The sequence below is a fragment of the Lactococcus allomyrinae genome (assembly GCF_003627095.1).
Taxonomy (GTDB): Bacteria; Bacillota; Bacilli; order Lactobacillales; family Streptococcaceae; genus Lactococcus; species Lactococcus allomyrinae.
In genome coordinates this window covers 967933-980670 of record NZ_CP032627.1, presented here as the reverse complement: position 1 = coordinate 980670, position 12738 = coordinate 967933, and the positions used below count along the sequence as shown (strand labels likewise).

Below are 12738 nucleotides of genomic sequence, written 5' to 3'. Positions count from 1 at the left end.
GAAATGGGACATTTACTAAACTAACTTTTAAAATGGTATATTTTATTGGTTAGCCCAAGGCGACTGCGAAGCATTCCCAATGGGTATGGAGTTGCGTAGCAACAAATTAACCGCTGTATCAGGAAGCGCTTTCCTTTAAAGTAAAAAACAAACTCGTTGAATTATAAAATTAATTACATAATAAAAGGCTTGTAAGTTTTAAATAAAAATTAAAGGAGCTTCACAGATGTGAAGCAGAAGAATAAAGTTAATCAAAAGGGCTTTTTGTAAGTGACACTTGCTCCTTGATCAAGCTTTTTAGCTAATTTTTCGACCATTTCAACATCAGAGGGTGTTCCGTTGAACTCAAAATCATATAAAATAGGAATTTGGTACTTAGCGGAAATTTCCTTTGCAGTAAAAATATAAATTCCAGCAAAATTACGATTGCCTGTACCGATGATTCCACGACAGAATTTATAGTTATCATTGTAGGCCATAAAATCAAATACTGGATCCATGACTTCAATTGATTTTGATACAGTTGGTGATTCTTCGGCATAACTTGGTGTGATAAGAATAAAATCTTCATTCATTTCTAAGTCACTATCTGCCAATATTTCTTCGTGAGGTAAGCCTGTTTTGTTCACGAAGCGGCGGGTTTGACCCGTCAAGCTGAAGTAAACAAGTTTCATATTAAGCCAACTTTGCTAATTCTGATGGACGAAATCCTGAGAAAGCTAACTCACCTTTAGTGATAACAGGTGCGGCACGAAAACCCATTTCAATAACCTTTTCTACAAATTCAGGCTGTTCATCGATATTGATTTCGTTGAAAGAAACATTGTGTTCTCCAAGCCATTTTTTGACCATTTTGCATTGCATGCAGTTATTTTTTGAATATACTGTAACCATTATAGTCCCCCATTTATGTGAGTAAAAGTTATTTTACTTTTCTCGTTATTTTTATAGTCTTATTTTAGCGTAAAAAAAATATCTAGTCAAATGATTACTACTAGATATTGTGTTGAATTATGTAAAAAATATTAGATGGACACAAGATATAGTCCTATTTTTTTATTTGTTTAGATAAGTTAAAACCAAAGGGGACAAGGGATTCTGTATGATTTTTAATTCGTTTTATATTAGATTTATGTCGAACAATAATTATTATTGCGAGGACAAAAATTATTATTGAAAATAATAAATCATAATTTGGCAGAATAAAATTAATACTAGGAAAAATGAGGATACCAATAATTGCTGCAATTGCTGCTGCAATGCTTGATAGACTAATCATACTGAATAAGAAGAGAACAATAAGAAAAACAAGGAGGAGATAGAGAAGAAATAGCGGGCTAAACCCGAGAACAACACCCCCAGAAGTTGCAACAGCCTTTCCTCCTTTGAAGTGGTCAAAGATAGAAAAAGTATGTCCTAACACAGCGATAAGTCCAAAAATTAGAGGAGATATGCCGTGAACATGAAAGAATAGTGGCAATAAAGTGGCTAAAGTACCTTTGAGTAAATCGAACATAAAGACTGCAATTCCAGCTTTAATGCCTAAAATCCGAAAAGTATTAGTTGTTCCTGTATTTCCAGAACCGTAGTCGTGGAGATTTTTTTTAAAGAAAATCTTTCCGACCCATAGACCAGCAGGAATAGCTCCCAAAAGATAACTGACAATGAGAAGAATAAAAATAAGCATAAGTTCTCCGAAGTTTATTTCGTTTAAAATGTATGATTGATTTCAAATCAGATACTAACTCTTTTAACTGTATAATTATATCATATTTTTGGTAAAGAATAATGACAATGCTGCTATCAAGAGTGGAGCTTTTACTGCGATTTTATGTATTTCATATTGCAACTTTGTGTAATTCAATTTTTAGAGTTCTCTATATTGTTTGATAAAATGGATCGTTTATTGAATAAGTTCGATATAGTATAAAATGAAGAGACATTTATTAATTGATAACGGGGTTTTGACAAAGCTTTCTGAACAAGGTACAATAATCAAGGTAAATATTTTTCTGAACTTATAAATATATTAGCTTTTGAAGAACGGTACACGAAGTGTGTGTCATGTTGCTGATATTGCACTAAAAGTTTGGTTAACGACATAGGATTTATAAAAGTGACAGAAAAATAAAATGACTTTTGAAAGTCAATAAAATCAACAAAAATATTGATAAAAAATTGTGATAAGGATAAGAGGAAAGAATGGCTGTAGATATTAATCATTATGGTGATGATGCAATTCAAGTTTTAGAAGGACTTGATGCGGTAAGGAAAAGACCTGGGATGTATATTGGATCGACTGATGGTACAGGACTGCATCATATGGTTTGGGAAATTGTAGATAATGCAGTCGATGAGGCACTTTCAGGATTTGGTAATAAAATTTCTGTTATCATTAACAAAGATGGTTCGATGACTGTTGAGGATGAAGGACGTGGAATGCCAGTCGGGATGCACGCTATGGGAATACCTACAGTTGAAGTTATTTTTACAATTCTTCATGCGGGAGGCAAGTTTGGGCAAGGAGGCTATAAGACCTCTGGTGGTTTGCACGGAGTTGGATCTAGTGTGGTTAATGCCCTGTCCAGCTGGCTTGAAGTGGAGATTACACGTGATGGCGTAGTCTATCGTCAACGCTTTGAAAATGGAGGTCATCCAGCTACAACATTGGAAAAAGTAGGTAAGGCTCCAAAGTCGAAGACGGGAACAAAAGTTACATTTATGCCGGATTCAACGATTTTTTCGACAACGGAATTCAAATATAGTATTATTTCGGAAAGATTGAACGAATCAGCATTTTTGCTGAAAGATGTGACGATTTCGCTTGAAGATAAGCGTTCAGATGATTCAGCAGAGTTTCACTATGAAAACGGGGTACAAGATTTTGTTTCCTATCTTAACGAAGACAAAGATTCGCTGACTCCTGTACTTTATTTTGCAGGAGAACAAGATGAGTTTCAGGTTGAAGTTGCGATGCAATACAATGATGGATACTCAGAAAATATTTTATCGTTTGTTAATAATGTTCGTACGAAAGATGGCGGAACACATGAGTCTGGACTGAAAACGGCGATAACCAAAGCGATGAATGACTATGCAAGAAAAACGAATCTATTAAAAGAGAAGGACAAAAATCTTGAAGGTTCAGATTATCGCGAGGGACTGACTGCTGTTTTGTCTATTTTGGTGCCAGAGGAGCATTTGCAGTTTGAAGGACAAACCAAAGATAAACTAGGATCGCCTTTGGCGCGGCCCATTGTGGATAGTATTGTGGCGGAAAAATTGAGCTTTTATCTGATGGAAAATGGAGAGTTAGCTCAAAATCTGATTCGTAAAGCGATTAAGGCGCGTGAAGCGCGTGAAGCTGCCAGAAAAGCGCGCGAAGATTCAAGAAATGGTAAGAAAACGAAGAAAGATAAGGGATTACTTTCTGGAAAATTAACACCTGCCCAAACGAAGAATCCTAATAAAAATGAACTTTATCTCGTCGAAGGAGATTCGGCTGGTGGCTCTGCTAAACAAGGGCGTGACCGTAAATTCCAAGCGATTTTGCCTTTGCGTGGTAAAGTCATCAATACTGAAAAGGCTAAAATGCAAGATATTCTCAAAAATGAGGAAATCAATACGATGATTTACACCATTGGAGCAGGTGTTGGCGCTGATTTTCAGCTTGAAGACCGAAATTACGATAAAATTATTATTATGACCGACGCGGATACTGACGGTGCTCATATTCAAACACTTTTGTTGACTTTCTTTTATCGTTATATGAAACCTTTGGTGGAGAATGGTCATGTGTATATCGCACTTCCACCACTTTATAAAATGAGTGAGGGGAAAGGTAAAAAAGAGAAAATAGAGTATGCCTGGACAGATGGGGAACTCGCAGAACTTCGAGCTAAATTTGGTCGTGGCGCGAACCTACAGCGTTATAAAGGGTTGGGCGAAATGAACGCAGACCAGCTGTGGGAAACGACGATGAATCCTGACACAAGAACATTAATTCAAGTGACAATTGATGATGCCGCTCAAGCAGAGAAACGTGTGTCTGTTTTGATGGGTGACAAAGTTGAGCCACGTAGAAAATGGATTGAAAACAATGTTAAATTTACTATGGAAGAAGAAACGGTGTTTTAAGGGAGTTTTTTAGCGGTCATCATCACGAATGACCTTCTGTCAGTACTGACAGACTTATTTTTGGTCAAAAAATGCATTGTTCAGTAACCAAGAAAGTGAAACAACTGATGAAAAAAGACGAAATTACTTTTCCTTATACGATTAATTATTCAATCATGACTTTCTGGTGGAGTTGGTGGATTTTTGTATTGGCGATTGGATTATCTCTGCTTTTTATAAATCGTTTATCGCTTTTGATTCTTTTTTGGCTTGTTTGTTTGCTTGGCATTGGTTATTACGGACTGCTTTATCGTACCGTAAAAGATAAAAGTTGTCTTACTTTGCTTGATGAACGGCTGATTTATGACATAAGAGGACTATTTTCAAGTGAACAGATTATAGTCTTTTACAAGGATATTCAAATGTTCAATCTTGTAAGTTCAAGAAGTTCAGTGCTTACGGTTCAAATCAAAAACTTGAAAACTTATCAGGGACGATATTTTAGAGTGTACAAAAATTATGTGATTCCTATCACGGTGCTGTCGCTTGAAAAGTTGAACGGTTGCAGCGTAAATCTATCTTCTTTGGAGCTTGCGCTCAATCAAAAAATAGGAGTTTTCGATAAGAAGCACTAACATAAAAGTGAAAAGAAAAAAATAATTAAAGGGGAAAAATGTCTGAAAAATATGTTGTTTTTGACTTTGAAACGACGGGTTTCTCTGCTCAGAAAAATGAGATTATTCAAATTGGCGCAGTAAAATATGACGAAAATGATGTTGAGTTAGCCCGCTTCAATCAATTGGTTAAAAATCAGCGTTCTTATGTATCGTCAGAGATTACACAACTGACAGGAATCAGACCAGCAGATTTGTTGAGTCAGCCAGTGATTGAACAGGTTTTACCGAAGTTTTTAGATTTTATCAAAGGTCATCTATTGGTAGCACACAACGCTCCTTTTGATATCAGCTTTCTCTATCAAGCAATTATTGACTGCGCAATTACTGATGTTGAGGCATTTCGCGTTTATGATACTTTAGCTGAGAGCAAGCGACTTCTACAGATGAAAAGTTATGCTCTGGAAAGTTTTAAAGACTTTTTAGAAATGAATGATTTACGTTCGCATGACGCTTTAAACGATTGTTTAGTGACAGCAAAATTGTATCAATATCTTCAAGAAATTGAACAACCTAAAGCTGTCAGTATGCTGACAGAGCCTGAGCAAATGGATTTATTTGGTGATATTTCAGATGAAATCACTGACACACTTCGTAGGAAATTAAATTTGCCAATTACAAAAAACTTGGTTTATTATCGTCAAGATTCAGAACGAATATGGCAGCAGTTTGATATTTCAGGAATTCGGATAGAGCGTGAATACTCAACAGGCTCAAGCTTGAGTATTACCTTATATAATGATGAAAAGTTGGCGATTCATTCAGATTTTCTGAAGGAAATGCAAAAAGCAAATTTTCTGACGGATTTGGACGAGAATCAGTCGAATGGTAAGAACTAATACCAGTTAACTTTCAGAAAGTGATGTTTACCGAAACGCAAGGCAGTATTGTAGTTGTGGTGCCAAATTTGCGCCATAAAGTTAGACCGCACGTCAATCCGTTATCGGTGTCTACAACGGATTATCTCAGTATAAGTTTTTAGCACGCTGTCAGTGCTGACAGAATTGGAGGAGAATGATGGAATGGAAAATAAAAACTTTTGATGAACTGTCAACGACAGAGCTTTATCAATTGTTGAGTCTGCGAACGGCCGTTTTTGTGGTTGAACAAAATTGTCCTTATCAGGAGCTTGATGGAAAAGACCAAGTTGCAAAACATTTGTGGCTTGAAAATGAAGCAGGGGAAATTTTAGCACTTTGTCGTTTGTTGCCTGAAGGTGTTTCATTTGCAGAGGCATCTATTGGACGCGTCCTTGTCCATCCAGATTTTCGCCATCAGCATTTAGGACGTCAGTTACTGACAGAAGTTTTAGATTACTTACAGAAAGTTGGTAAGTCTGCCGTCAAAATTGAAGCGCAATATTATCTTAAAGACTTTTATGCTTCGCTTGGCTTTGTAGCAGATTCCGAACCCTTTTATGAAGATGGGATAAAGCATATTAATATGCTTTTGAAGTTTTAATATTATGTTCAAATCATAATGTTTAGTTTACTGACAGCAATCTGTCAGTAATTTTTTACGGTTTTTTTAAGTTGAAAAATGTGATAGAATAGAAAAGTGATTTTGTTAGTACTTACCACAAAATCAAGGATAAAAAATCTATTGACAACAATTCTGTCAGCAGAAAATTTACAAGTAAAGAGAAAAAATAATGTCAAACATTCAAAAATTGCCCTTAGAAGATATTATGGGTGAGCGCTTTGGGCGCTATTCAAAATATATTATTCAGGAAAGAGCGCTTCCAGATATTCGCGATGGACTAAAACCTGTGCAGCGTCGTATCCTCTATAGTATGAATAAAGATGGTAATACTTTTGATAAAGCCTATCGTAAATCAGCAAAATCTGTCGGAAATGTTATGGGTAATTTCCACCCACATGGTGATAGTTCAATTTATGAAGCTATGATTCGTCTTTCGCAAGATTGGAAAATGGGTGAACCTCTGATTGAGATGCATGGGAACAATGGTTCTATGGACGGTGACCCACCAGCAGCCATGCGTTATACAGAAGCAAGGTTATCAGAAATATCAGGATTTTTACTTGCAGATATTGAGAAGGATACCGTGACTCACGCATGGAACTTTGACGATACAGAAAAAGAGCCGACAGTGCTTCCTGCAAGTTTTCCTAATCTATTGGTTAATGGTTCAACTGGAATTTCGGCAGGATATGCCACAGATATTCCACCTCATAATCTGAGTGAGGTCATCGATGCTACAATCTATATGATTGACCATCCAACAGCTGATGTGCCAAAATTGATGGAATTTTTACCTGGTCCAGATTTCCCGACAGGAGGGATTATTCAAGGTAAAGCAGAGATTCGTAAAGCTTATGAAACAGGTAAAGGACGCATTGTCGTTCGCTCAAAAGTTGATATTGAACAATTAAAAGGTGGCAGAGAAAGTTTGATTGTCAGCGAAATTCCTTATGAAATCAACAAAGCAACCCTTGTCAAGAAAATTGATGATGTGCGTGTGAATAGCAAAGTGCCAGGAATTTCAGAAGTAAGGGATGAATCTGACCGAGAGGGATTGCGCATTGCTATTGAATTAAAAAAAGAAGCTGATAGCCAGCTTGTCCTGAATTATTTGCTCAAAAATACAGATTTGCAAGTCAATTATAATTTCAATATGGTTGCTATTGATAATATGACACCTCAACAAGTAGGAATCTTGCAGATTTTACGCGCTTACATCGCACACCGAGAGGAAGTTATTGTCAAACGTTCACAATTCGATCTGACGAAAGCTGAGAAACGTTTGCATTTGGTCGAAGGATTGATTCGTATGGTTTCAATTTTGGACGAAGTGGTCGCATTGATTCGTGCCTCTGAAAATAAGGCAGATGCAAAAGAAAATCTTAAGATTTCATACCAATTTAGTGAAGAACAAGCCGAAGCAATTGTCACTTTACAACTTTACCGTCTGACAAACACGGATATTGTCACTTTACAAAATGAACAAGCAGACCTAAAAGCTAAGATTTTGGAACTAAAGGCAATTATCAATGACGAACGAACATTGTTTAATCTCATGAAACGTGAATTGAGAGAGGTTAAGAAGAAATTTTCGAAAGCCCGCAGAAGTGAGTTACAAGCAGATGTTCAGACGATTGAGATTGAGGCACATGAGTTGATTGTTGAAGAAGAAACAGTTGTTTCAGTAACACGTTCTGGCTATATTAAACGTACGTCACCACGTTCTTTTGCTTCTTCACAAATTTCAGAAATCGGTAAACGTGATGACGATGAGCTTTTGTTCTTCTCAAATGCAAAGACAACGCAACATCTTTTGATTTTTACCAATCTTGGCAATGTGATTTATCGTCCAGTCCATGAGCTTTCCGATATTCGATGGAAAGACATTGGAGAACATTTGTCACAAAGTCTATCCAATTTTGCTTCAAGTGAAAAAGTAATTTTTGTAAAAATTGTTGACGAATTTTCTGGAGAAAACTTTGTTGTCGTGACAAAGAATGGACAAATCAAACAGGTTGAGTGTGCTGCTTTCATGCCTTGGCGAACTTATCGTTCAAAATCAACAGCCTATGCAAAACTTAAAGGTACAGAGGATGAAGTTGTCTTGATCGCACCAGTTGAGTTTGCAGATATGATGTTAATTTCTGAACATGGATACGCCCTTCGATTTAATCTTGATGATGTTCCGATTTTAGGTGCCAAAGCTGCTGGAGTTAAAGCAATGAATCTTAAAGATGGAGATAAGATAAAAGCGGCCTTTTTTGTGACAACAAACAGTTGGTATTTATTGACTCAAAGAGCTTTCATCAAGCGAGTGCGTACCGAAGATATTCCAGCAACAAGTCGTGCAAATCGTGGATTACAAGTGTTGCGGACACTAAAAACAAATAATCATACTGTTTTTGCTGCTGGTCTAGTGTATGCAAGTGATGCTGCATTGATTGCAAAAGAGGAACTTGATTTATTTAGTGCACCTCTTGATACAAATAATGAAAACGAAAAACAAATCTTAGAAATTAGTACTGGTGATAAGAGTTACGAAGTAGTGCTTACTGATTTATCATTATCTGAACGAACAAGTAATGGTCATCCAGTTTCAGAAGATGTCACGCAAGTCGTCAGTGTGAAATTGAAGTGATTACTTCATTGATGGGGTAATTTAGCACACACGTTCTAGGTTAAAATAATAAATAAAAGCGCAAAGAATGCTTAAATTCTCTGCGCTTTTTCTTTGTTTATCAATAAAAACACACAATAGTAACCTTATAATTGATTTTAGGGTTACTATTTGATATTCTATTAGTACAATAAAAAAAATTTTTTATTGTAAAATATATTTTAGGAGTAATTTTTGTGACTAATAATCAAAAAATTAAAGTAATAACTTTTTCAGCGATGATGACAACATTTATCATTGTTTTAGGATTTTTTCCTGCAATTCCTTTGGGGTTTATTCCAGTTCCCATTGTCCTGCAAAATATGGGAGTGATGATGTCTGGCGGATTACTTGGACCAAAATATGGGACAATTTCGGTAGGTTTGTTTCTATTATTGGCATTTATTGGGCTTCCAATATTAACAGGAGGTAATGGTGGTGCAGCTAGCTTTATGGGACCTACTGGGGGTTATTTGATTGCATGGTTATTTACTCCACTGCTAATAGGATTATTGCTGAGAAGAATTCAGGCTCTGCATTTAAATAGTTGGTGGTGGGAACTCATTGTAGTTGTTGTAGCGGGTATTATTTTTGTGGATGTTGCTGGTGCATTATGGCTTTCTTGGCAATCACATTTGCCACTTTTTACAGCTTTGAGTTCAAATTTAGTTTTTATTCCTGGAGATTTTATCAAGGCGGTGTTATCAGTAATGATTACTCGGCGTCTTAGACGTAGTCTAGGATTTGATGATATGTTTATATTATCCAAGTTTTAATTATAATATTTTAGAGTAAAAAATATTTTTGATAATTATAGTAGAGCAATTTTTAAGTGAAATATTTGAAGAACAGATAATGGTTATACTAGTTTACCCCTAAATCTGCTATTGTAGATTTAGTAGACGAACTGTGGGTATACTGTTTTGCGCTTAAGCAAGGCGGTTTACCCAAACTTTAATTTCTAAAAGTTCCTCTCAGAAATTAAACAGTATTAGAAGGTGATTAGCGATGAATTCAACAAAACAATACGTGCTGCAACAACTTATCCGAAAGCAGGATAATTGGGTTTCTGGTGACTATTTAGCTAGTCAATTAGAAGTGAGTAGAGAAAGTATTTGGAAAGCGATTAATACTTTAAAGCGCAATGGTAATCAAATCATTAGTCGTAAAAATTTGGGATATAAATATCTTGGAAATTCCTTTTTGGATGCTGATACTATTAACTTTTATAGCAACCAACAGTTTGAAGATAATATTCATGTATTCAACGAAACGACATCTACACAAGATATTGCTAAAGAGTTTTTAAGTACACATCATGTTACTGAACCTGTGATTTTTATAGCAAATCATCAAACAAAAGGATATGGCCGGCGTGGTCGTTCATTCTACTCACCTCCAGAGACAGGGCTTTACTTTAGTGTGATTTTGCCTAATCCTACTAGCGAGTTATTTCAGGTCGGGTTATTAACTACAAGTATGTCGGTGATTATTGCTAAGGTTCTTGAAAGCTTCTATCCTGATAAGGAATTTCAGCTAAAATGGGTGAATGACATCTATTTAGATAACCATAAAGTAGCGGGAATCATCACTGAAGCTGTCCTAGATCTTGAATCAAATTCTGCAGCAAATTTTATTATGGGCGTAGGGATAAATTTGACAACTCAAAAATTTCCGACAGATTTATCTACTGTGGCACGGGGTATTGAACCAAATGCTGAAATAAATCGTAATCAGTTGGCAGCGACGCTGATTCAACAAGTGATTAAAAATGCATCAGATTACACTAATCCGAAGTTGCTTAGTGAGTATCGTAGGCGTTCGCTTATTTTAGAAAGACAGGTCACATTACAGTTGGGGAGCAATTCTATTCAAGGATTAGCGCAACAAATTGGAGAAGATGGAGGTTTGGTTATTAAAGATAATCAAGGAAAATTACGAACTTTTAAGAGTGGAGAAGTAATTAAAGTGGATTGGAATTAACGACCAGATATAGATGGGTTCCGCTCAGGTGTTCTGTCGTTCTATCAGCACTATGCAATCCGTTTGCTTATAGGCTAAAGTTGTCGAGTCACAATCTGCTGAAGCACCGATGTTAAAGAGCTAGTCATAACTGCAAATGGGAGGTTAAATTTGTATAAGATTTATGGAAAAGGGTTAGATAAGAGCGGACGCTGTTATCACTACCATCAGGATAATGACATCGTTGGACTAAAGTGTTCAACTTGTCAAAAATATTTTGCTTGTTATAAATGTCATGATGAGATGATGGATCATAATTTTGCAGCTTGTGACAAAAATAGCCATCCAGTGATTTGTGGTCAGTGTGGGACGATAAGTAACTTTGATGATTATGCCAAAGGATGTTGCCCTCAGTGTCATACGGTATTTAATCCTAATTGTCATTTACACTGGGAGATTTATTTTACAGAAAATTAAAAGTGAGTAAAGATAGCATGAGAAGATTTCTCATGCTATTTTATTAACTAAATGAATAATAGCATTATAAAAATTGCGAACATGATAAGAAATAAATAAGTTTGAGATAAGGAGAAAATAAGCCGATAAGACTACACTCTTTATAGATAAATCTAAATGAAAAATTGACGGAGTTCGCATATTCCAACAGCCGAGCTCATATGTTAGAGGAGCTCTTATGGAGAGAACAAAACGTGCTAGACGTAAAAAATTAAAAAAATATCAATTGGGTTTGTTCATTATTGGCTTGGTTGTTTTAGGAATGATTCTTTGTTTTTTGATTATTCCACGGGTCACAGAGATGTTAAAAAGAGCAGATGGGAAATTTGTTCAGGAGAATGGAGCAACTTATTATATTTCTGGTAAGGAAAAATTGAAAGGATTGCAGACGATTTCGGGAGAAAAGTATGATTTTGATTTGGAAACAGGAGCGATGAAAACAGGTTTTCAAACGGTAAATGGAAAAACCGTGTATTTTGACTTATCAACTGGAAAGATGGAGACTGGATTGCATGAGATTAACGGTTATTACTATTATTTTGAGTCAGATGGTACGGATAACGTGCTGAAGGCCTACGAAGCAGTGGCAAAAACACTTGATAGTGGTAATTCATCCATTGAAGGAGCGATAAGTAAAGGGTTAAAGTTAGTGGGTAAAAGTCCTTATGTCTATGGTGGAGGTCGGACAGACGCTAGTGTTGCAAAAAATGAGTTTGATTGTTCAAGTTTTGTGGCTTATATGTATCGTAAGGCGGGATTGCCCTTAGTTTATCAATATGCGGCGTCAACGACTTTGTTAGCTGAGACTGGAACGGCTGTTAACTGGTCAAATAAGAGTAGGGGTGATTTATTAGTAACGGCAAGTAATGCTTCTGAAGATGAGCAGCACGTTGCTATTTATCTGGGAAATGGATTCATTTTGCATGACTCAACGAGTACAAATGGGGTGGCAGTGAGCCGATTAAATGAGATAATAAACGAGAAGGTTTTAGGTGATATGACTTGGGCTGAACTTTTTGAAAGTGGTACAGTAAGACGTGAGATTTAGTGTTAGTATTTTTGACGATATCAATATTTTATGTTTTTATCATATCTTGGGAATCGTATTCACATCTTATAATTGAGTTCTGGACAAGCCGTCTCATATTTTGATGTAACTGAGTTTGTACGATTAGAAATGAGTGAAAAAAGATAAATCTCTCCAAGAAACTCCTTTTCTCTCCGAGATTTTCTATCTCCGTGCTTTCAGCACTACGCTGTCCATTGGCTTATGCACTAAAGCACAAAGAGCCAAATGGCATTTTTCATCATTTCTTGCCAATCGTACTCATA

General features: G+C 36.1%; 12 protein-coding genes. 9 read left to right on the top strand and 3 right to left on the bottom strand.

What is annotated here, in order from left to right; translation table 11 throughout:
• Positions 1-251: 251 nt before the first annotated feature.
• The 3 genes from nrdI to plsY form a co-directional block, all read right to left on the bottom strand.
• The gene (nrdI, locus tag D7I46_RS04685) at positions 252-674 is read right to left on the bottom strand and encodes a class Ib ribonucleoside-diphosphate reductase assembly flavoprotein NrdI (protein ID WP_120771833.1); all 423 of its coding nucleotides are present in this window, start codon (positions 672-674) and stop codon (positions 252-254) included.
• A gap of 1 nt (position 675) precedes the next feature.
• Positions 676-894 carry a redoxin NrdH gene (locus D7I46_RS04680; protein WP_120771832.1) on the bottom strand — a complete coding sequence of 73 codons (219 nt, stop codon included), beginning with the start codon at positions 892-894 and terminating at the stop codon, positions 676-678.
• A gap of 154 nt (positions 895-1048) precedes the next feature.
• Positions 1049-1687, bottom strand: coding sequence for a glycerol-3-phosphate 1-O-acyltransferase PlsY (gene plsY / locus D7I46_RS04675; protein WP_120771831.1), 639 nt, complete (start codon positions 1685-1687; stop codon positions 1049-1051).
• 515 nt (positions 1688-2202) lie between these two features.
• Here plsY and parE point away from each other — a divergent pair.
• From parE to D7I46_RS04630, 9 genes are all read left to right on the top strand, one after another.
• A complete protein-coding gene (parE, locus tag D7I46_RS04670; protein ID WP_120771830.1) occupies positions 2203-4137 on the top strand; it encodes a DNA topoisomerase IV subunit B in 1935 nt (644 codons plus the stop codon).
• 107 nt (positions 4138-4244) lie between these two features.
• Positions 4245-4751, top strand: coding sequence for a hypothetical protein (locus tag D7I46_RS04665; RefSeq protein WP_120771829.1), 507 nt, complete (start codon positions 4245-4247; stop codon positions 4749-4751).
• A 38-nt stretch (positions 4752-4789) separates the two neighbouring features.
• Complete coding sequence (locus D7I46_RS04660; RefSeq protein WP_120771828.1) at positions 4790-5629, top strand: 3'-5' exonuclease; 840 nt, start codon at positions 4790-4792, stop codon at positions 5627-5629.
• 178 nt (positions 5630-5807) lie between these two features.
• Positions 5808-6251, top strand: coding sequence for a GNAT family N-acetyltransferase (locus D7I46_RS04655; protein ID WP_120771827.1), 444 nt, complete (start codon positions 5808-5810; stop codon positions 6249-6251).
• A 190-nt stretch (positions 6252-6441) separates the two neighbouring features.
• Positions 6442-8910 (top strand): DNA topoisomerase IV subunit A, encoded by a 2469-nt coding sequence (gene parC / locus D7I46_RS04650; protein ID WP_120771826.1) that lies wholly within the window; start codon positions 6442-6444, stop codon positions 8908-8910.
• A 215-nt stretch (positions 8911-9125) separates the two neighbouring features.
• Positions 9126-9704, top strand: a complete 579-nt coding sequence (locus D7I46_RS04645; protein ID WP_120771825.1) for a biotin transporter BioY — start codon at positions 9126-9128, stop codon at positions 9702-9704.
• A gap of 232 nt (positions 9705-9936) precedes the next feature.
• The gene (locus D7I46_RS04640; protein ID WP_120771824.1) at positions 9937-10911 is read left to right on the top strand and encodes a biotin--[acetyl-CoA-carboxylase] ligase; all 975 of its coding nucleotides are present in this window, start codon (positions 9937-9939) and stop codon (positions 10909-10911) included.
• Positions 10912-11061: 150 nt separating this feature from the next.
• On the top strand, positions 11062-11367 hold the full coding sequence (locus D7I46_RS04635; RefSeq protein WP_120771823.1) for a CHY zinc finger protein: 306 nt from the start codon (positions 11062-11064) through the stop codon (positions 11365-11367).
• A gap of 217 nt (positions 11368-11584) precedes the next feature.
• The gene (locus D7I46_RS04630; protein ID WP_120771822.1) at positions 11585-12454 is read left to right on the top strand and encodes a C40 family peptidase; all 870 of its coding nucleotides are present in this window, start codon (positions 11585-11587) and stop codon (positions 12452-12454) included.
• Positions 12455-12738: the final 284 nt, after the last annotated feature.